The 19,119-nt window shown below is 67.3% G+C and carries 18 protein-coding genes; 7 read left to right on the forward strand and 11 right to left on the reverse strand.

Annotated features, from left to right (window positions below; genetic code table 11):
* The 3 genes from trpC to HWX62_RS32445 are packed head-to-tail and all read left to right on the forward strand — an operon-like array spanning window position 1 to window position 2,349.
* Complete coding sequence (gene trpC, locus HWX62_RS32435; RefSeq protein ID WP_175933237.1) at window positions 1-786, forward strand: indole-3-glycerol phosphate synthase TrpC; 786 nt, start codon at window positions 1-3, stop codon at window positions 784-786.
* Complete coding sequence (locus HWX62_RS32440) at window positions 786-1,412, forward strand: CYTH domain-containing protein (RefSeq protein WP_175933238.1); 627 nt, start codon at window positions 786-788, stop codon at window positions 1,410-1,412. The genes trpC and HWX62_RS32440 overlap by 1 nt, the downstream gene beginning before the upstream one ends.
* A gap of 13 nt (window positions 1,413-1,425) precedes the next feature.
* Window positions 1,426-2,349, forward strand: coding sequence for a uracil-DNA glycosylase (locus HWX62_RS32445; protein ID WP_175933239.1), 924 nt, complete (start codon window positions 1,426-1,428; stop codon window positions 2,347-2,349).
* A gap of 116 nt (window positions 2,350-2,465) precedes the next feature.
* On the opposite strand, the gene HWX62_RS32450 is transcribed toward HWX62_RS32445, so the two are convergent.
* The 4 genes from HWX62_RS32450 to HWX62_RS32465 form a co-directional block, all read right to left on the reverse strand.
* Window positions 2,466-3,062 carry an NAD(P)H-dependent oxidoreductase gene (locus tag HWX62_RS32450; RefSeq protein WP_175933240.1) on the reverse strand — a complete coding sequence of 199 codons (597 nt, stop codon included), beginning with the start codon at window positions 3,060-3,062 and terminating at the stop codon, window positions 2,466-2,468.
* Between the two features lie 147 nt (window positions 3,063-3,209).
* A complete protein-coding gene (locus HWX62_RS32455; RefSeq protein ID WP_175933241.1) occupies window positions 3,210-5,009 on the reverse strand; it encodes a PDZ domain-containing protein in 1,800 nt (599 codons plus the stop codon).
* A 105-nt stretch (window positions 5,010-5,114) separates the two neighbouring features.
* The gene (locus tag HWX62_RS32460; RefSeq protein WP_175933242.1) at window positions 5,115-5,843 is read right to left on the reverse strand and encodes a DsbC family protein; all 729 of its coding nucleotides are present in this window, start codon (window positions 5,841-5,843) and stop codon (window positions 5,115-5,117) included.
* Window positions 5,844-5,933: 90 nt separating this feature from the next.
* Window positions 5,934-7,112, reverse strand: a complete 1,179-nt coding sequence (locus HWX62_RS32465; protein ID WP_175933243.1) for a UbiH/UbiF family hydroxylase — start codon at window positions 7,110-7,112, stop codon at window positions 5,934-5,936.
* A 246-nt stretch (window positions 7,113-7,358) separates the two neighbouring features.
* On the opposite strand from HWX62_RS32465, the gene ychF reads away from it, so the two are divergent.
* Window positions 7,359-8,453 carry a redox-regulated ATPase YchF gene (gene ychF / locus HWX62_RS32470; RefSeq protein ID WP_059780274.1) on the forward strand — a complete coding sequence of 365 codons (1,095 nt, stop codon included), beginning with the start codon at window positions 7,359-7,361 and terminating at the stop codon, window positions 8,451-8,453.
* Here the strand turns inward: ychF and HWX62_RS32475 are convergent.
* The 7 genes from HWX62_RS32475 to HWX62_RS32505 all read right to left on the reverse strand — a co-directional run bounded on the left by HWX62_RS32475 (window position 8,443) and on the right by HWX62_RS32505 (window position 15,570).
* Window positions 8,443-9,738, reverse strand: coding sequence for an MBL fold metallo-hydrolase (locus tag HWX62_RS32475; protein ID WP_244136137.1), 1,296 nt, complete (start codon window positions 9,736-9,738; stop codon window positions 8,443-8,445). The two genes, ychF and HWX62_RS32475, sit on opposite strands and share 11 nt — an antisense overlap.
* Window positions 9,654-10,688: an alpha/beta fold hydrolase gene (locus tag HWX62_RS32480; RefSeq protein WP_244136138.1), complete on the reverse strand. Its 1,035-nt coding sequence runs from the start codon at window positions 10,686-10,688 to the stop codon at window positions 9,654-9,656. Before HWX62_RS32480 ends, HWX62_RS32475 begins: the two co-directional genes overlap by 85 nt.
* 204 nt (window positions 10,689-10,892) lie before the next feature.
* On the reverse strand, window positions 10,893-11,306 hold the full coding sequence (locus tag HWX62_RS32485) for a lysozyme inhibitor LprI family protein (RefSeq protein WP_175933244.1): 414 nt from the start codon (window positions 11,304-11,306) through the stop codon (window positions 10,893-10,895).
* Window positions 11,307-11,314: 8 nt separating this feature from the next.
* Window positions 11,315-11,815 (reverse strand): glycoside hydrolase family protein, encoded by a 501-nt coding sequence (locus HWX62_RS32490; RefSeq protein WP_175933245.1) that lies wholly within the window; start codon window positions 11,813-11,815, stop codon window positions 11,315-11,317.
* A gap of 282 nt (window positions 11,816-12,097) precedes the next feature.
* Window positions 12,098-13,489, reverse strand: coding sequence for a GABA permease (gabP, locus tag HWX62_RS32495; RefSeq protein ID WP_175933246.1), 1,392 nt, complete (start codon window positions 13,487-13,489; stop codon window positions 12,098-12,100).
* 386 nt (window positions 13,490-13,875) lie between these two features.
* On the reverse strand, window positions 13,876-14,220 hold the full coding sequence (locus HWX62_RS32500; RefSeq protein WP_175933247.1) for an MmcQ/YjbR family DNA-binding protein: 345 nt from the start codon (window positions 14,218-14,220) through the stop codon (window positions 13,876-13,878).
* A gap of 81 nt (window positions 14,221-14,301) precedes the next feature.
* A complete protein-coding gene (locus tag HWX62_RS32505) occupies window positions 14,302-15,570 on the reverse strand; it encodes an MFS transporter (protein ID WP_175933248.1) in 1,269 nt (422 codons plus the stop codon).
* Window positions 15,571-15,763: 193 nt separating this feature from the next.
* Here HWX62_RS32505 and gcvA point away from each other — a divergent pair, with 193 nt between their 5' ends.
* The 3 genes from gcvA to ettA all read left to right on the forward strand — a co-directional run bounded on the left by gcvA (window position 15,764) and on the right by ettA (window position 18,916).
* A complete protein-coding gene (gene gcvA / locus HWX62_RS32510) occupies window positions 15,764-16,681 on the forward strand; it encodes a transcriptional regulator GcvA (RefSeq protein ID WP_175933249.1) in 918 nt (305 codons plus the stop codon).
* 89 nt (window positions 16,682-16,770) lie between these two features.
* The gene (locus tag HWX62_RS32515; protein ID WP_175933250.1) at window positions 16,771-17,079 is read left to right on the forward strand and encodes a DUF3761 domain-containing protein; all 309 of its coding nucleotides are present in this window, start codon (window positions 16,771-16,773) and stop codon (window positions 17,077-17,079) included.
* Between the two features lie 169 nt (window positions 17,080-17,248).
* Window positions 17,249-18,916: an energy-dependent translational throttle protein EttA gene (gene ettA / locus HWX62_RS32520; RefSeq protein WP_175933251.1), complete on the forward strand. Its 1,668-nt coding sequence runs from the start codon at window positions 17,249-17,251 to the stop codon at window positions 18,914-18,916.
* Window positions 18,917-19,119 lie beyond the last annotated feature (203 nt).

The following is a 19,119-nucleotide window of genomic DNA, read 5'->3' on the forward strand; positions in this document are numbered from 1 at the left end:
ATGAGCGACATTCTCGACCGAATCATCGCCGTCAAGCGCGAAGAAATCGCGGCGGCCCTGCGCAGCACGCCGCTCGAGGCACTGAAACTCGAAGCATCGTCGCGCGACCTGCGCGACTTCGTCGGCGCGCTGCGCGCGAAGCATGCGGCCGGCAGCGCCGCCGTGATCGCCGAAATCAAGAAGGCGAGCCCGTCGAAAGGCGTGCTGCGCGAGCATTTCGTGCCGGCCGACATCGCGCGCTCGTATGCGGCGCATGGCGCCGCGTGCCTGTCGGTGCTGACCGACGAGCAGTTCTTCCAGGGCGGCGTCCGCTACCTGGAGGAAGCGCGCGCCGCATGTACGCTGCCGGTGTTGCGCAAGGATTTCATCGTCGACGCGTACCAGATCGTCGAAGCCCGCGCGATGGGCGCCGACGCGATCCTGCTGATCGCCGCCGCGCTCGACACGCCGCTGATGCAGGATCTGGAGGCCTATGCGCACTCGCTCGGCCTCGCGGTGCTGGTCGAAGTGCACGACCGCCACGAGATGGAACAGGCGCTGACGCTCAAGACGCCGCTGCTCGGCATCAACAACCGCAACCTGCGCACGTTCGAGACGTCGATCCAGACCACGCTCGACATGCTCGACATGATTCCGGCCGACCGCATCGTCGTGACCGAATCGGGCATCCTGTCGCGCACCGACGTCGACACGATGCGCGCGGCGAACGTGAACACGTTCCTCGTCGGCGAGGCGTTCATGCGCGCCGACCAGCCGGGCGAGGAACTCGCACGGATGTTCTTCTGATGGCGATCGAAAAGGAAATCAAGCTCGCGCTGCCGGCCGGCCAGGCCGACGCCGCGCGCCGCTTCTTCGAGACGCTGACCGGCGAAGCCGGCCACGCGATCACGCTCGCGAACGTCTATTACGACACGCCCGATCTCGCGCTGGCGCGCTCGAAGAGCGCGGTGCGCGTACGCCGCACGCCGGACGGCTGGCTGCAGACGTTCAAGACGGTCGGCAGCGCGCAAGGCGGCCTGCACCGCCGCCACGAATGGGAACTGCCGGTCGCCGGCGACGCACTCGAGATCGACGCGCTCGTCGCGGCCTGCGACGTGCCGGAAGCCGCCGCCGCGCTGCATGACGCGGCCGGCACCCTGTACGCGCTGTTCCGCACGGATTTTTCGCGTACGCTGTGGCGCGTCGCAATCGGCGGAGCAACCGTCGAAGCCGCGGTGGACCTCGGCGAGATCGTCGTCCAGGCGGAACACGAAACGCGCCGCGAACCGATCAGCGAAATCGAACTCGAACTGATCGACGGCCCGGAAACGGCGCTCGCGACGCTCGCCGCCGAACTGCAGCAGGCGCTGCCGGGCCTCGTTCCCGAAAACATCAGCAAGGCGCAGCGCGGCTACCGGCTGCGCGCGCAATAAACACGCATCACGCATGGCAACCCGCAAGACTTCCCGCGCGCCGCAACAGGCGTCGCTGTTCGACGATCCCGTGCCGGAAACGGCGCCGGCCGATATCCCGTCCCCGGCGTCCGAGCCGCCTGCCGCTGGACGCAAACCCGCGAAGAAAACCGCCGCACCGGCGGCCGCGGCGGCCGCTGCCCCGGCCGCCGCGGCACCGCAGCCTGTTGCCGCCGACGTGCCGCATCTCGCCGCGCAATTCGACGCGCTGCCGGCCGTCTGGCGCGACGTGCTGAAACCGTTCACCGACAGCGACGCGTACGCGCCGCTGTGCCGCTTCGTCGACGAAGAGCGTGCGGCCGGCAAGACGGTCTACCCGACCGACGTGTTCCGCGCGCTGCGCCTGACGCATCCCGACGACGTGAAGGTGGTGATCCTCGGCCAGGATCCGTACCACGGCGACGATCGCGGCACGCCGCAGGCGCACGGCCTCGCGTTCTCGGTGCCCCCGGCCGTCCGCCCACCGCCGTCGCTGCGCAACATCTTCAAGGAAATCGCCGCGAACTTCGGTCACGACACGCCGCGTCACGGCTGCCTCGACACGTGGGCGCGCCAGGGCGTGCTGCTGCTCAACACCGTGCTGACGGTCGAGCGCGGCGCGGCCGCGAGCCATGCGAAGCGCGGCTGGGAGCAATGCACGGACACGCTGATCCGCGAGCTGGCCCGCCGCCATCGCGGGCTCGTGTTCATGCTGTGGGGCGCGCACGCGCAGGCCAAGCGCGCGCTGTTCGACGCGAACGCACATTGCGTGCTCGAGGCGCCGCATCCGTCGCCGCTGTCCGCGCATCGCGGCTTTCTCGGCTGCCGCCATTTCGCGCTCGCGAACGAATATCTGGTCGACGCAGGCCGCGAACCGATCGACTGGCGCCTGCCGGACGTGGCCGAGACGCTCGCGTAACGGCCCCGGCGGCCGGTTCGCCGGCCGAATGCAACAACGCCGCGTCCCTTTCGGGGCGCGGCGTTTCTCTATCGGGCAACGCAGCGGGTGCGTCGCCCCCGCATCGACCTCACGCGTTACGCGGCGGCAATCGCTTCGCGGGCGCTGGCGAGCGCGGCGCTCTGCGCGTCCGGGCCGAGGTTCAGGCCTTCCGCGAAGATGAAGCTCACGTCGGTCATGCCGACGAAGCCGAGGAACGTGCGCAGGTAAGGCGTCTGGCTGTCGTTCGGCGTACCGGCGTACTTGCCGCCGCGGGCCGTCACGACGTAAACCTTCTTGCCCTTGATCAGGCCTTCCGGGCCGTTCTCGGTGTAGCGGAACGTGACGCCGGCGCGGGCGATCCAGTCGAAGTACGTCTTCAGTTGCGACGAGATGCCGAAGTTGTACATCGGGGCGCCGATCACGACGATGTCGGCGGCTTGCAGCTCGGCGATCAGTGCATCGCTCTTCGCGACGATCGCATTCTGTTCCGCGGTGCGCTTGTCGGCCGGCGTGAAGAACGCGCCGAGCACCGATTCGTCGAGGTGCGGCAGCGCATCGGCCAGCAGGTCGCGAACCACGACGTTCGCGCCGGGGTTCGATTGTTGCAGCTTTGCCGTCAGTTCGTTGGCCAGCAGCGTGGATTGCGCACCTTGCGAGCGCGCGGCGGAATTGATTTGCAGAATGGTCGTCATGTCAGGCTCCGGTAGGGTTGCGCTTCGGTAGCGCGAGTGACGCCATTGTGCGTGGCCGCATGACCGCGAAAAAGCGGGCTCAGGGCGACGGATTGTTGCAGCAACGGAACAATCTTCGATCGCGCCCCGATACCCGCTTGCGGCCGTTCACCCCTTCAGCCAGGCTTCGCGGGCCTTCGTGGCCGCGGCCGGCTTCGCGGCCGCCGTCAGCCGGTAGCGCGTGACTTCCGGGCCGTCGAGCTTCAGTTTCGCGGTGCGCAGTTCGTCGCGGCGGAACGCGTGAACCTCGACCTTGTCGCCCGGCCGGTAGCGTGCGAGCAGCGCATCGAGGTTCGTGCCCGTCACGCGCAGCCCGTCGAGCGCGATCAGCGTGTCGCCGGCCGACAACCCCGCGCGATGCGCGGCGCCACCTTCGTAGACCGCCGCCAGCGTGCAGTCCGCGCCACCGCGCACGCGCGCGCCGATCGTCGGCTTCGCGGCCGCGCCGGTCGCGACGTCGGGCGCCAGCGTCACGCCGAACGGCGCGAGCAGGTCGCCGAGCGGCAGGTCGCGCGTGCCGTGCACGGCGTCGTCGAACAGGCGGCCGAGCGCGACGCCCGTCGCTTCCTCGATCAGCGCCTCGACTTCGTTTTCTTCCACGCCCGCCTGCTTGCCGCGATAGAAATCGCGGCCGTAGCGTTGCCACAGCAGGCGCATCACGTCGTCGAGCGACTTCCGGTTGCGCGTCTGCGCGCGAATCGCGAGATCGAACGCCAGCGCGACGAGCGAGCCCTTCGTGTAATAGCTGACGATCGCGTTGGTCGCGTTCTCGTCCTGGCGGTAGTACTTGATCCACGCGTCGAACGAACTTTCCGCGACGCTCTGCTTGAGCCGGCCCGTGCCGCGCAGCACGCCGCCGACGGTGCGGCCGAGCGCCGCGAAATAGTCGTCCTGCGACATCAGCCCGCTGCGGACCAGCATCAGGTCGTCGTAATACGACGTGAAGCCCTCGAACAGCCACAGCAGCGACGTGTAGTTCTCGCGCGTGAGATCGTACGGCACGAACGCCGCCGGCTTGATGCGCTTCACGTTCCACGTGTGGAAGTACTCGTGGCTGCAGAGGCCGAGATACGTGCGATAGCCTTCGGTCGTTTCCGGTCGCCCCTTCACCGGCAGGTCGGTGCGGTTGCAGATCAGCGCGGTCGACGCGCGATGCTCGAGACCGCCGTAGCCGTCGCTGACCGCGAGCGTCATGAACACGTAGCGCTCCATCGGCGCCTTCTTCGACTTCGGCTCGAACAGCGCGATCTGCGCTTCGCACACGCGCTTCAGATCGGTGCGCAGCCGCTCCAGGTCGAGCTGCGTCACGCGCCCGGCGATCACGATGTCGTGCGGCACGCCGTGCGCGTCGAACGTCGCGAGCGCGAATTCGCCGATCGTCACCGGATGGTCGGCGAGCTCGTCGTAGTTCGCCGCGCGATACGCGCCGAACCCGTAGCGTTTGGTACCGCGCGCCTCGGGCAGCGCGGTGCCGACCCGCCACGTGCGGAACGCCGCGCCGGCCGGCTTCGCGATGTCGACTTCGCACGGCGCCGCCTCGCGACCGGCGACGCTCAGGAACACGGCCGTCGCGTTGAAGAAGCCGCCCGATTCGTCGAGATACGCGGAGCGCACCGATAGATCCCACGCGTACACGTCGTATCGCAGCGTCAGCGTGCCGGTCACGGGCGCGGCCTGCCACGTGTGCTTGTCGGTTTTCGCGATGCGCACCTTGCGGCCCGCGTCGTTGAACGCCCGCAGCGTCACGATGTTGCGCGCGAACTCGCGCACGAGATAGCTGCCCGGAATCCATACCGGCAGCGAGAAACGCTGGCCTTCGGGATCGGGATCGGCCACTGTCACCGTCACTTCGAACAGGTGCGCGGCAAGATCTTTCGGGACAATCGAATAGCGGATCGGCTGGGTCATCGTGGCAATCGGTCGGTCGAATACGGCGGCGAAAACGAAGAGAGGCGCCGGCAGATCATGCGGGCGCCCCTCGCTGGCCGGGCCATGCGCCCGGCGCGCGGTCGGTTACTTGCTCGAGGCGAGCGCCTGGTTGAGCTGGTCGGCCGATACCGCGCCCGGCAGGCGGCGGCCGTCCGGCAGGAAGATCGTCGGCGTGCCCGTGACGTTCATCCCGCGGCCGAGCGCGAGGTTCTTGTCGAGCGCGGTGGTGTCGCAGGTACCGGCGCCGGACGGCGCGCGGTGGTCGAGCATCCAGCTTTCCCACGTCTTCGCGCGGTCGGTCGCGCACCAGATCGCCTTCGACTTCGCGGTCGAATCCGGCGACAGCACCGGATACAGGAACGTGTAGACGGTCACGTTGTCGACCGACTGCAGCGTCGTCTCGAGCTTCTTGCAGTACGGGCAGTTCGGATCGGAGAACACCGCGATCTTGCGTGCGCCGTTGCCCTTGACGACCTTGATCGCATTCGCGAACGGCAGGCTCGCGAAGTCGATCTTGTTGATTTCGGACAGGCGGGCGTCGGTCAGGTTCTTGTGCGTCTTCGCGTCGACGAGGTCGCCCAGCAGCACGTAGTCGCCCGCCGCGTCGCTATAGATGATCTGCGAGCCGAGGTTCACTTCGTAGAGGCCGGCCACCGGCGATTTCGACACGCTCTTGATCGGCGCGTCGTTGCCGAGACGCGCTTGCAGCGTGGCCTTCAGCTTGTCGGTGGTCTGGTCGGCCTGTGCGGTGCAGCCAAGCGTCGCCATCGTGACGGCCAGCGCCAGCGACGCGATGCGGATCGTTTTTTTCATCGAAATCTTCCTTCAGCTCAATCGGGGTGCTCGGCACAGTGTACGCCGTAACGGAACCGTCTCCGACCGGCGCGGCGGCAGAAGGTTCGCTCAGCCGAGCGCGGCCGACACGAGCCAGCGCTTCACGAGCGGCTGCGCGCCGACGAACGCCATGCCTGCGTTGCGCACCGCCTTCGCGAGCGAGCCCGGCACCGCGAACAGCCGCTGCAGGCCGTCGGTCGCGACCATCAGCGCGCGGATGTCCTCGCGGCGCGAGCGCTCGTAGCGGCGCAGCAGCACCGTATCGCCGAGATTGCGGAAGCTTTCCTTGCCCGCGATCGCGTCGGCGAGCGCCGCGACGTCGCGCAACCCGAGGTTCATCCCCTGCCCCGCGAGCGGGTGGATCAGGTGCGCGGCGTCGCCGACCAGCGCGACGCGCGGCGCGATCAGCTTGTCGACCGTCTGCAGCGCGAGCGGGAAGCCGGCGGCCGGCGTCACGCATTCGAGCGTGCCGACCTGGCCGTGCGACACGCGCTCGACTTCGGCCGCGAGCTGCGCCGGATCGAGCGCGAGCAGTTCGTCCGCATGCGCGGTGTGCGCGGACCACACGAGCGACACATGGCCGTCCGGCAGCGGCAGCAGCGCGACGATCTCGCCTTCCCGGAACCACTGGTAGGCCGTCTCGCGGTGCGGCAGCGACGCCTTGAAGTTCGCGACGACGCCCGTCTGCCGGTAGTCGCGCCGCTCGACCCTGGCCCCCATTTGGGAGCGCACCCACGAATGCGCGCCGTCGGCGCCGACGACGAGATCGGCTTCGAGCACCTGCCCCGACGACAGCGTGAGCACGGCCGCGTCGTCGCGCACGTCGAAACCCTGCGCACGCGCGTCGAACCATGTCAGGTTCGGCTGGAACCGCAGCGCGGCGTCGAGCGACGCCTCGACCAGCGACGATTCGGCGATCCATGCGAGCTGCGGCACGGACGCCTGGTAGGCGGAGAAATGCAGTTCGGCATGCGCATCGCCATACACGCGCATGTCGTACACCGGCGCGAGCCGGCCGTGGTCGAGCGCCTGCCAGACCCGCAGCCGCTCGAGCAACGCCTGCGAACTGGACGACAGCGCGTAGACGCGCGTGTCGAACGCGAGATCCGCGGGGCGCGGCGTGGCGGGCTGGGCGAGCAAGGCTGTCTTGTAGCCGGACTGGGTCAGCGCGAGCGCGGCCGTCTTGCCGACGAGCCCGCCGCCGACCACGGCGACGTCGAAGGTGTGGTGGGCAGTCATGGCGGGCATTATAGCCGCGGGGCCAAACCCTTACGCGGCCGGACTTTGCGGGAAATCAGCGGAATCGCAGGCCGGTGCGCCGGCGCGGCGGCCCGCCGCATCGGCCGTTCGGCGCCGGCCCGGAAACCGGGGCGCCGGCACGGTACAATAGTGTCTTTGACCGTCGGCCCGCCGCGCTCCACGCGCCGGCCGCCCTTTTTTCCCGCGCCGCCGTGCCCAGTCCGGCCGCGCCGCCTCACCCGTCCGAAGGATTCCATGAGTCTCAAATGCGGCATCGTCGGCTTGCCCAACGTCGGCAAGTCCACCCTGTTCAATGCGCTGACCAAGGCCGGCATCGCCGCCGAGAACTACCCGTTCTGCACGATCGAGCCGAACGTCGGCATCGTCGAAGTGCCGGATACGCGCCTGAAGGCGCTCTCCGAGATCGTCAAGCCGGAGCGTGTCGTGCCGGCCGTCGTCGAATTCGTCGACATCGCGGGCCTCGTCGCGGGCGCGAGCAAGGGTGAAGGCCTCGGCAACCAGTTCCTCGCCAACATCCGCGAAACCGATGCGATCACGCACGTCGTGCGCTGCTTCGAGGACGAGAACGTCATTCACGTCGCCGGCAAGGTCAGCCCGATCGACGACATCGAAGTGATCAACACCGAACTCGCGCTCGCCGACCTCGGCACCATCGAGAAGGCGCTCACGCGCTATTCGAAGGCGGCGAAGTCGGGCAACGACAAGGAAGCGGCGAAGCTCGTCGCGGTGCTCGAAAAGGTGCGCGCGCAGCTCGACCAGGGCAAGGCCGTGCGCGGCCTCGCGCTGTCGGACGACGAACAGGCGCTGATCAAGCCGTTCTGCCTGATCACCGCGAAGCCGGCGATGTACGTCGCCAACGTAAAGGACGACGGCTTCGAGAACAACCCGCACCTCGAGGCGGTGCGCAAGTACGCGGAAAGCGAAAACGCGCCGGTGGTCGCCGTGTGCGCGGCGATCGAGGCGGAAATCGCCGATCTCGACGACGCGGACAAGGAAGCGTTCCTTGCCGACATGGGCATGGAAGAGCCGGGCCTCGACCGCGTGATCCGCGCGGGCTTCAAGCTGCTCGGCCTGCAGACCTACTTCACCGCGGGCGTGAAGGAAGTGCGCGCGTGGACGATCCACATCGGCGATACCGCGCCGCAAGCGGCGGGCGTGATCCACACCGACTTCGAACGCGGCTTCATCCGCGCGCAGACGATCGCGTTCGACGACTTCGTCGCGTACAAGGGCGAGCAAGGCGCGAAGGAAGCCGGCAAGATGCGCGCCGAAGGGAAGGAATACGTCGTGCACGACGGGGACGTGATGAACTTCCTGTTCAACGTCTGAGCGTTGCTGCCGCATCGATCGCAAAAAAGCCCGCTGAATGCGGGCTTTTTCCTTTCGATGGCGGAAGACCTGTTCGCTCCCGACCGACGATCGTCAGCGTCCCGGACAGATGCAGGAACTGCCCGTCCTTCGTCGCGATGTTCGTCTGCACCGTGCCGCGTTCGAAATCCTCGACGTGCACGACGTTCGAGCCGGTCGCCGGCTCATGCCAGTACACCATGTACACCTGCGGACGGAGCTCGCGCGCCGTGTACTGCACCGTATCCGTCACACCCTTGAATTGGCCGGCCGTGCCGACGAACGACATCGTCTTGTCGTCCTGGAAGTGCAGGTCGAACGCGGTAGCGCCGAACTGCGCGCGCACCGTCTTGCCCGCCGCGGGGAACGGCGCCGGCGCGGGCCACTGCATCTCGCCCTTGGCGACCTTCGCGCTCAGTTCGAGCGACGACTTGTCGCCGAGATCCGGATAGCGCGCCTCCATCGCGGCGATCAGCGTCGCCGAATCCTTCGCGCGCGCCGTTTCCTGGTCGAACGCCTTCACGTAATTGCGCGTGAACGCGACGCCGGTGGTGAACGGCTGGCGGCCATCACGGTTCGGCAGGAAGTGGCCAGGCACGACGCGCGCCGGCTTCAGCGCATCGATCCGGTCGAGCGTCGCCAGCCAGTTCGCATGCGACAGCGGCGTCTGCGTGTCGGCCATCCACACGTGGATGTTCGCGGCGACCGGGATGCCGCCGACCACGGTCCGCTCCGAAGGAATCCACACGAACGTGCGATCGGGCGTCGGGCCGTCGAGCCCGACGATGCGCAGCGGTTCGCCGTCGACGCGCAGCGTATTGCCGTCGAGCGGCTGCGGCACGATCACGGAGGTCGGCGCATTGTCCTTGAGGATGGGGCCCCAGTAGGCCAGCTTGCCGTCCTTGCTGGCCTCGATCGCGGCGACGGTCTGCGGCGTCGCGACGATCTTCGCATCCGGGAACGCCGCGTGGATGGTTTCCAGCCCGAAGTAATAGTCCGGGTCGCTGTGGCTCACGTAGACGGCCTTGAGCGTCTTGCCGCTCGCCTTGATCCGGCTCACCAGCGCCTGCGCGTCGTTGCGCTGGAACTGGGCATCGATCAGGATCGCCTCGGTCTTGCCCGAAACGATTTCGGACGAAACCGGGAAGATCGCATGCGCGCCCGGGTTGTAGACATCGACGGTCAGCGGGCCGGCGATGCTCGCGGATGCGGCGCCGAGTAGTGCAGTCGCCGCGAATGCGGAAGAAAACAGATGACGGATCGACATGGTCGGACTCTTGATGGGTGGTGAGCCCGTAGAATAAGTGAAACCGTTTCGGTAACAAATATCCCAGTTGTCGATGATTTATTTCCCAACGGGAACGAATCGATCGTCACCCATCGGGACACGGCCGTTTGAGCGGACGCCGGCCGCTCTAATCTCCTGATACACGGACGCGGGTACGCCAGGGTGTTCACTCCTGCATTCCCCTGATGAGTTCCGGCCACAACGACGAATTCGCGCGGCGGAACATGCCGACGTGCCGATTCTCGGCCATCGCAGTTTTTCGGGGCGATGAAATGGACGTCGCGGCTGGCGTTCGGCAACCAACGCAGCCAGTCCTCAATATTGGCCGGCGTCGCGAGTGGGTCGTCGGTCGCTGCGACGACCGTGACGGGAGCAACGAATTCGTCGTAGTAGTGGCGGGTAACGCCAATCCCGAACTCGTTCGCCATGTATCCGGGGCGTCGGCACCACCGAGCCCACTGGAGCCCGACCCGCGCCGGCAGATCGTCGCCCCACCCCAGTACCCTGGCAGGCACATAGCCGAACAGGCGCGCGCTAACCGGTACATAAAGATTCGCCAGCAACAATGCGGCAACTCGCATCGGCCACCGGACGTTGCCAACGTATCCAGATGAAGCGGATATTGCGCATAGCGAGCGAACCGACGCATGGTTCGGCATCAGACCGACCAGTTGCGCGCCCGCGCTATGTCCGATCAGATGAGCATCGCTCGCGCCGGTTTCACCGAGGAGCCAGTCGAGTGCGGCGGGCATGTCGAGCTGCTCCCAGTCCTGCTTGCGCACGACCGATCGGCGGACGTGGCCCTCGTCACGCGAGGCGCCGATGCCGCGGTAATCGAATACGAAGGTCGGATGGCCGTCGCAGCGCAGCCAAGCCGCAAATGCGAAATAGAACGATTGACGCAGTCCTGTCGCCGGGCAAATGAGCACGGGGGAACCGCTGCCGGTTGCGGTCGGGAAATAGGATCCCTGTAGCGAGTAGCCGTCCCCTGCGCGAAATGCGACGCTTACTCAGGAGACCGGTTGCATCGTCATCGCCCGGGTCTCAATGCCGTGGACCACGGTGACATGGCGAATACGCATCGACGGTTACGAGATCGCGAACGCAGCGGGCTTTTGTCATGTCGGATCGATTCATGAAGGTTTGTGGGAAGCGCGAGCGGACAACCTTTTCACCATTTCCTTCGTTGCCGCCGTTGCACAGATCGCCTGTGCCGCAGGTCGCATCGAACCATCGCCCCATGCGTTACGCGCCGATTTTTCGCAGGATGTGTCGCGCGCTTTCTTCCACTTCGCGATCTGCGCGTCGAGCGCCGCCTTGCGCCGTGGCTGCTCGCTCACCTGTTTGTCGACGATCCGCTGCAATTCCCGCTCGGCGACGATCTGATCGCGCCACGCGCAAAAATTCATGCTCGTCTGGCTCGAGTCACAGTCGCTGAGCAGCGCGTTGACCTCGCTTGCCGGCAAGCCGCTGCGCGTCGCTATCTCGTCCGCTGCCGTCGGGCCGGCAAATGCATGCGTCGATGCCAGCACGAGCAAACCGATCATGGCCGTTCTCACGGTGCCCTCTGTTGTGGCTGGAACGGCGCCGATTCAAGTCGGCGCCGGTTGACAAGCCCGTTTGAACGAACGGGCGCCAGACGACGCCCGTTAACGTCTCGTGGATGAATCCAGACGCGCCGATTCATGTGCGACACGACGCCCGCGTCGTCGCTCTGATTCGCTGAACGGAACACGGCCAGCGCACCTGTGTTGCCGGTATTGTAGGCATAGCTGACGAGCTCATCGAACTGCAGCTGCGTCAATTGCCGAACCGATACATGTCGTCGCACGGCAGCTTCTGCCCGACGGACCCGGACCGCGAGTTGTGCATTGACTTGCGTCGTCGTAACCGGCGTGCGCAATTCTTCCGGGGTGCACGGCCCGGTGTGAGCCAGCGTTCCGATACCATAGGTACAGTTGTTCGCCTGATCGTTGTAGTAAGCCATAACCGCGCTTTCCCGCCTCCGCAGCTCCGCCCACGCTGCGTCACTCAATCTCAGGCTTTCGTTCGCCATTTACCCCTCCCGGCGCGACCGCTAACGCGAGTCGGCCTCATCGTTCACTTCGGTTCTCGAAGCGATCAATGTATGGCGTTGCCGTTGGTGATGAAATCAGACGAGTTCGATTTTGACGCGTTCGCACATCAACGATCGCGGGGTAGGAAAGACCACCGGGCAGCGTGACGTTACGTATCTCCACGTACTCGCGCAAAAAAGCAAACGGCCCGACGGCAAACGCCGATCGGGCCATTTTCACGCCCGGGACTTCGCGCCCCGTCGTTACCTCGTTCGATCAGCTCACGTCGCCGACACCCGCCGCCCAGCGTTCGCCTGCGCATCGCGCCCACGTTTGTTCAGCCACGATGCGAACAGCACGATCAACGCCAGCACGGCCGTCGCGCCCACTTCCATCCGGTGCGCCTCGCTGACGAACATCACGGTCAGCGTGCCGCAGATGAACAGGATCACCGCCCACGTGAGCCACGGGAACAGCCACATCCGCAGCGTCAGGTCCGCGCCGGCCGATTCGAGCGTCTTGCGCATCCGCAACTGCGAGATCGCGATCACGAGATACACGAGCAGCGCGATCGCGCCCGATGTCGCGAGCAGGAAGCCGAACACCTGCTCCGGCATCAGGTAGTTGGCGATCACGGTCAGGAAACCGAACGCGGTCGACGCGAGCACGGCCGCGCGCGGCGTGCCCGTCGAATCGGTGCGATGCAGGAAGGCGGGCGCATCCTTGCGCCTGGACAGCGAGAACAGCATCCGCGACGCGGTGTACAGCGCCGAATTCAGGCAGCTCGCGACCGACACGAGCACGATCACGTCGATGATCGCCTTCGCGTTCGGCACGCCGATCAGTTCCATCGCGCGCTGATACGAGCCGTGCTTCGGCAGCAGCGGGTCGTTCCACGGCACGATGGCCGCGACGACGAGGATCGAGCCGAGATAGAACAGCGTGATACGCCAGATTACCGAGTTCGTCGCGCGCACGATCTGGCGCTGCGGGTTGTCCGATTCGGCGGCCGCGATCGTCACGATCTCGGTGCCGAGGAACGAGAACATCGTCGTCAGCATCGCGGCCAGCACCGCGCCGGCGCCGTTCGGCATGAAGCCCTGGTGCGCGAACAGGTTCGACACGCCCGATACGGCGGGCGCCGGCACGAGGCCGACGATCGCCGCGCCGCCGACGCACAGGAACACGACGATCGCGACGACCTTGATCAGCGCGAACCAGAATTCGAATTCGCCGTAGTTCTTGACGGAAAAGAGATTGGTGACGGTGAGCAGCAGCGTGATGCCGAGTGCGAAGATCCACGTCGCGACGCCCGGGAACCACGCATTGAGGATGGTCGCGGCGGCGGTCGCCTCGATCGGGATCACGAGCACCCAGAACCACCAGTACAGCCAGCCGATCGTGAAGCCGGCCCAGTGGCCGATCGCGCGATCGGCATAGGTCGAGAACGACCCGCTGTCCGGATGCGCGACGGCCATCTCGCCGAGCATGCGCATCACCAGCACGACCAGGACGCCCGCGATCGCATACGCGAGTATCGATGCCGGCCCGGCTTCCGCGATCGCGTGGCCGGAGCCGACGAACAAGCCCGCGCCGATCACGCCGGCAATCGACATCATCGTTACGTGACGCTGCTTCAGGCCGGTGCCGAGGCCTGTATTGCTTCCACTCATCTGTCTCTCTCCAAAAAACGGTTCCGGTCCGACCGGGTGTCGCGTGAAGGCGGCGCGGGGAGTTGTCGTTCTTGAATCCGGCTGCGAGCACGCGTGCCGCGCACGCGCGCATGAGGCCGGATGGGGGCCGTTCCGGTCGGGTCGTCCGCGCAGTCTGCGAAGCTGCGGGTGCAATGCGGCGCACCGGGCGCCGGCGCATCGCGTACGCCCGTTCCGTCGGCTGTCGTCAGCCGCCTTCGAAGCGAAGGAGTGTAAGCATCAAACGGTTCTTCACTAAGAACCAATTGAAGAATTTCGATGGAACCACTCGTTGCATCGATACGCACCGATGCAACGCTTGATCCGGATCGGTGGCGGCTCGTGCGCCGGTGCGCCGGGTGCGCCGTTCAGTTCGCATCGCGGGCGGCTTCGTCCCGCCACTTCGCCGGCACGATGGCGCGCCATTCTCGCAGAAGCAGGTTTTTCACGGCGTCGGGACGTGCGGCCGACAGGCGGACCAGCACGATCGGCCAGCCGACATAGTGTTCGGTCACGTAATACACGTCGGGCGCCGATTCGATCAGCCATGCGCGCTCGTCGGGGTCGACGCCCTTCACGACGAGCGTGTCGCCGTCCTCGCGCAGCCGCGCGAGCAGCTTGCCCTTCACCTTGAGTGCGGGCGTGCCGTACGACGTCCCTTCCTCGACGCCGCGCCACGCCAGTGCGATCTGCCGGACTTCGTCGAATGTCACGATGCCTCCCCGACCGTGCGTCGATGGCTGACGGTCGGGCCACCCTACCGGAAATCGCGCGACGCGCCCAGCCCGATTGCGCTATCCGCCGGCCGCGCGCGCGGCGGCCGGCGCACGCCCGGTGGTCGCGACGATCGCGAACGCGATCGCATTCGCGGCGGCGCTCGCGAGAATCGGCACGAGGTAGCCGCCGCCCGCGTCGTAGACGAAGCCGGCGGCGGCCGGCCCGATCAGCGTGCCGAACGCGACGCTCGTGTACAGGATCCCGATGATCGCGCTCACGTTGCGCCCGCCGAAATAGTCCATCACGACCGCCGGCAGCACGGCGACCCAGCCGCCGTAGAACACGCCGAACACGAGCGCGAACGCCGCCAGCGTCGCGACGGTGTCCGCGCCCGCCCACGCGACCAGCGCGACCGCCATGCCGGCGAACATCGCGAGCAGCGACGCGCGGCGGCCGAAGCGGTCGGCCAGGCCGCCCAGAAAGAAGCGGCCGGCCGTGCTGCCCACGCCGATCGCGCCGAGCAGCAGCACGGCCGTCGACGGCGCGACGCCGTGGTCGAGTGCGTAGGGCACGAGGTGGACGAACGGGACGAATACACCGAACGAGCAGACGAGGCAGGCCGCGTAGAGGCTCGCGAACGGCCGCGACGCGACGGCTTCGCGCACCGGCGCGCCGGCACGCGGGTTCGCGGCAGCCGGCGAAGCACCGGCATTCCGGCCGCCGCCGTCCCGTGCGACATCGCCATCCGGCAACAGTCCCCGCCCGCGCGGATCGTTCTCGATCAGCAGCGACATGCCGGCTCCCAGCACGAGCGCGAGCGCGGCCAGCGTGAAATACGCGCCGCGCCAGCCGACCTGCGCGATCAATGCGGACGCGAGCGGCGGCATCACCAGCGTGCCGACGCCGATCCCCGCCACCGCGAGCCCCGACGCGAACCCGCGCCGGCGCACGAACCAGCGCTGCACCGCGCCGACGGCCGGCACGTACGCGCAGCCGACGCCGAATCCGACACCGAGCCCGTACGCGACGTACACCTGCAGCAGCGTATGGGCCGCGCCGGCGGCCGCGAGCCCCGCGCCGGTCAACAGCATCCCGGCGACGGCGAGCCGCCGCGAGCCGAACCGATCGGCCAGCGGCCCGCTGACGATGCCGAAACCGAAGTACAGGAAGCCGGCGAGCGAGAACACGAGCGAGATCTGGCCGCGCGACGCGGCGAAATCCCGCTGCAGCGATTCGACGAACGCGCTGAACGTGTACGCGCTGCCGAACCCGACGAACGTGACGGCGAACGCGGCCGCCACCACGTACCAGCCGTAGAAAAGGCGCGATGCGCGCGGGCGGTTCATGACGATGCTCCTTTCGGGCTCCACCGGGCGCCGAGCGGCGCCCGGATTGCCCCGTGGATATAGTTGAACTATGTTGATCGCATCGGCTGCCGGCCGGCAGCCGCGAAACATGCGATCCGATGCGTCAACGGTACGCGCGCGTCCGCGTCGCCTCAAACGATATTTCGTCGACCTTTCGCTTTAGAAAAACTGAATGAATCGCTCCCGCCTGCCGCCGCTCAACGCGTTGCGCGCCTTCGAAGCCGCCGCCCGCCACCTGTCGGTGAAATCGGCGGCCGAAGAGCTGTCGGTCACGCCCGGCGCGGTGAGCCAGATGATCCGCACGCTCGAGGCGCATCTCGGCGTGCAGCTGTTCGAGCGCGTGAACCGCGGCATCCTGCTGACGGCCGCGGGCCGCGACTACCTGCCGCCGGTGCGCAACGCGTTCCGGCAGATCGCCGACGCGTCGCAGCGCGTGTCGGGCGCGGCCGACAGCGGCGTGCTGACGGTGAGCGTCACGCCGTTCTTCGCATCCGCGTGGCTCGTCCCGCGCCTCGCGCAGTTCCGGCACGCTTGCCCCGACGTCGACCTGCAGGTCGTCACGAGCCACGCGCTCGCGGATTTCGCACGCGACGGCGTCGACGTCGCGATCCGCCACGGCCTCGGGCGTTACGTCGGGCTGTGCAGCGAACGCCTGCTGACGGTGGAAATCGTCGCGCTCGCGGCGCCGGCACTCGTCGCGCGGCTCGGCATGCCGGCGACGCCGGCCGAGCTGGTCGGCTGGCCGCAGTTGCACGACGCCGAACGCAAGGGCTGGCACATCTGGTTCGGCGCGCAGCGGATCGACGATTTCGGCCCGCCGCGCGGCCCCGCGTTCGACGACTCGGGGCTGCTGCTGCAAGCGATCGTCGCCGGCCAGGGCGCCGGGCTGCTGCCGGCCGCGATGGTGCGTGGCGAGCTGGCGAGCGGCCGGCTCGTGCAGCTTGCCGACGCCGCATGGCTCGACGATTTCGCGTACTACCTCGTCTATCCGCCGCATCACGCGGAACGGCCGAAGGTTGCCGCGTTCCGCCGGTGGATTCTCGATGCCGCGCAGGCCGACGGCGCGGCGTCGATGTCCGGCGCGGCGTAGCGCCGCGCGGCGCCAAGGCACCGATCCGCTAACATGCGGCGCGGGCGATCGGCCCGACATCGACAACGACGAACGAAACGAGAGAGACCATGCGTGCCCTGCTCCGCCGCGCGACGCACATCGCGACCCTGTCCGCCGCGCTGTTCGTCGCGGGCGCCGCGTTACCGCCTTCCGCGCACGCCTATCGCGCGTCGCCCGGCTACGCCAACGAAGCCGATCTCGACCGTCACGACACGTATCGCAACCGCGACGGCGACACCGTGCATGCGCCCGCGCATTCGAAATCGGGTCGCGTGCCGGACGGCGCGAGCGCGCGCTGCCGCGACGGCACGTACAGCTTCAGCCGCCACCGGCGCGGCACGTGCTCGGGGCACGGCGGCGTCGCCGCTTGGCTGTGAGCGCGGGCCGGCCGAATGGCCAGCGCCGCGCCAGCGGCAGGCGGCGGCGAAGTACAATACGCGCTCGCACCGCCGCGCCCCGCGCGGCACGCTCCGTACCGAATCACCCGACGCCGCCGCGCCCGCGCGCTGCGCGGCCGTCTCAACCACTTCTGACTTTCACACCGAAATGGCCCAATACGTTTTCACGATGAACCGGGTCGGCAAGATCGTGCCGCCCAAGCGCCAGATCCTGAAGGACATCTCGCTGTCGTTCTTTCCCGGCGCGAAGATCGGCGTGCTCGGCCTGAACGGCTCGGGCAAGTCGACACTGATCCGCATCATGGCGGGCATCGACAAGGACATCGAAGGCGAAGCCACGCCGATGCCGAACCTGAACATCGGCTACCTGCCGCAGGAGCCGCAGCTCGACCCGACGAAGACCGTGCGCGAAGCCGTCGAGGAAGGCCTCGGCGACCTGTTCCAGGCGAACAAGAAGCTGGAAGAGATCTACGCGGCCTACGCGGAGCCGGACGCCGACTTCGACGCGCTCGCGGCCGAACAGGCGAAATACGAGGCGATCCTCGCGTCGAGCGACGGCGGCAGCCCCGAACAGCAGCTCGAAGTGGCCGCCGACGCGCTGCGCCTGCCGCCGTGGGACGCGAAGATCGAGCACCTGTCGGGCGGCGAGAAGCGCCGCGTCGCACTGTGCAAGCTGCTGCTCGAAAAGCCCGACATGCTGCTGCTCGACGAGCCGACCAACCACCTCGACGCCGAATCGGTCGACTGGCTCGAGCAGTTCCTGGTGCGCTTCCCGGGCACCGTCGTCGCCGTCACGCACGATCGCTACTTCCTCGACAACGCCGCCGAGTGGATTCTCGAACTCGACCGCGGCCACGGCATTCCGTGGAAGGGCAACTACAGCAGCTGGCTCGACCAGAAGGAAGAGCGCCTGAAGCAGGAAGAAGCGTCGGAATCGGCGCGCCAGAAGGCGATCAAGAAGGAACTGGAGTGGGTGCGCCAGAACCCGAAGGGCCGCCAGGCGAAGTCGAAGGCGCGTATCGCCCGCTTCGAGGAACTGAGCAGCCAGGAATACCAGAAGCGCAACGAAACGCAGGAAATCTTCATTCCGGCCGGCGAACGCCTCGGCAATGAAGTGATCGAGTTCAAGAACGTCAGCAAGTCGTTCGGCGACCGCCTGCTGATCGACAACCTGAGCTTCAAGATCCCGCCCGGCGCGATCGTCGGCATCATCGGTCCGAACGGCGCCGGCAAGTCGACGCTGTTCAAGATGCTGACCGGCAAGGAACAGCCGGATTCGGGCGAGGTCGTGATGGGCCCGACGGTGAAGCTCGCGTACGTCGACCAGAGCCGCGACGCGCTCGACGGTTCGAAGACGGTGTTCGAGGAAATCTCGGGCGGCGCCGACGTGCTGACGGTCGGCAAGTACGAAACGCCGTCGCGCGCGTACATCGGCCGCTTCAACTTCAAGGGTGGCGACCAGCAGAAGATCGTCGGCAACCTGTCCGGCGGCGAACGCGGCCGCCTGCACCTCGCGAAGACGCTGATCTCGGGCGGCAACGTGCTGCTGCTGGACGAACCGTCGAACGACCTCGACGTCGAAACGCTGCGTGCGCTGGAAGACGCGCTGCTCGAATTCGCGGGCTCGGTGATGGTGATCTCGCACGATCGCTGGTTCCTCGACCGGATCGCGACGCACATCCTCGCGTTCGAAGGCGATTCGCAGGTCACGTTCTTCGACGGCAACTACCAGGAGTACGAAGCCGACAAGCGCGCGCGCCTCGGCGAGGAAGCCGCGAAGCCGAAGCGTCTGCGCTACAAGCCGATCAGCCGCTGACCGGCGCGGCCCGGGCGCCCGGCACCGCGACCAAGCGGGCCGGATGCCGCAAGCGGCCGCATCCGGAACGACGCAACGAAAAAGCGGGCCGATGGCCTAATGCCGTTCAGTTAAGGTTCTTTTTAAGGACGCGGACGGCATAGCGTTTTGGCACTGCCTTCACGGCCCGCTCGAATTTTCGAGCGGGCCGTTCTTCTTTGAGC

The organism is Burkholderia sp. BCC0506 (assembly GCF_902833145.1).
Lineage (GTDB): Bacteria > Pseudomonadota > Gammaproteobacteria > Burkholderiales > Burkholderiaceae > Burkholderia.

Excerpts from the sequence above, each read along its gene's own strand:
- HWX62_RS32450 (WP_175933240.1), bottom strand. The coding sequence starts at position 3,062 with ATGACGACCATTCTGCAAATCAATTCCGCCGCGCGCTCGCAAGGTGCG.
- HWX62_RS32505 (WP_175933248.1), bottom strand. The coding sequence starts at position 15,570 with ATGAACCGCCCGCGCGCATCGCGCCTTTTCTACGGCTGGTACGTGGTG.
- ychF (WP_059780274.1), top strand. The coding sequence starts at position 7,359 with ATGAGTCTCAAATGCGGCATCGTCGGCTTGCCCAACGTCGGCAAGTCC.
- HWX62_RS32455 (WP_175933241.1), bottom strand. The coding sequence starts at position 5,009 with ATGACCCAGCCGATCCGCTATTCGATTGTCCCGAAAGATCTTGCCGCG.
- ettA (WP_175933251.1), top strand. The coding sequence starts at position 17,249 with ATGGCCCAATACGTTTTCACGATGAACCGGGTCGGCAAGATCGTGCCG.
- HWX62_RS32475 (WP_244136137.1), bottom strand. The coding sequence starts at position 9,738 with ATGTCGATCCGTCATCTGTTTTCTTCCGCATTCGCGGCGACTGCACTA.
- gcvA (WP_175933249.1), top strand. The coding sequence starts at position 15,764 with ATGAATCGCTCCCGCCTGCCGCCGCTCAACGCGTTGCGCGCCTTCGAA.
- gabP (WP_175933246.1), bottom strand. The coding sequence starts at position 13,489 with ATGAGTGGAAGCAATACAGGCCTCGGCACCGGCCTGAAGCAGCGTCAC.
- HWX62_RS32465 (WP_175933243.1), bottom strand. The coding sequence starts at position 7,112 with ATGCCCGCCATGACTGCCCACCACACCTTCGACGTCGCCGTGGTCGGC.
- trpC (WP_175933237.1), top strand. The coding sequence starts at position 1 with ATGAGCGACATTCTCGACCGAATCATCGCCGTCAAGCGCGAAGAAATC.
- HWX62_RS32445 (WP_175933239.1), top strand. The coding sequence starts at position 1,426 with ATGGCAACCCGCAAGACTTCCCGCGCGCCGCAACAGGCGTCGCTGTTC.
- HWX62_RS32485 (WP_175933244.1), bottom strand. The coding sequence starts at position 11,306 with ATGATCGGTTTGCTCGTGCTGGCATCGACGCATGCATTTGCCGGCCCG.
- HWX62_RS32490 (WP_175933245.1), bottom strand. The coding sequence starts at position 11,815 with ATGGCGAACGAAAGCCTGAGATTGAGTGACGCAGCGTGGGCGGAGCTG.
- HWX62_RS32440 (WP_175933238.1), top strand. The coding sequence starts at position 786 with ATGGCGATCGAAAAGGAAATCAAGCTCGCGCTGCCGGCCGGCCAGGCC.
- HWX62_RS32460 (WP_175933242.1), bottom strand. The coding sequence starts at position 5,843 with ATGAAAAAAACGATCCGCATCGCGTCGCTGGCGCTGGCCGTCACGATG.
- HWX62_RS32515 (WP_175933250.1), top strand. The coding sequence starts at position 16,771 with ATGCGTGCCCTGCTCCGCCGCGCGACGCACATCGCGACCCTGTCCGCC.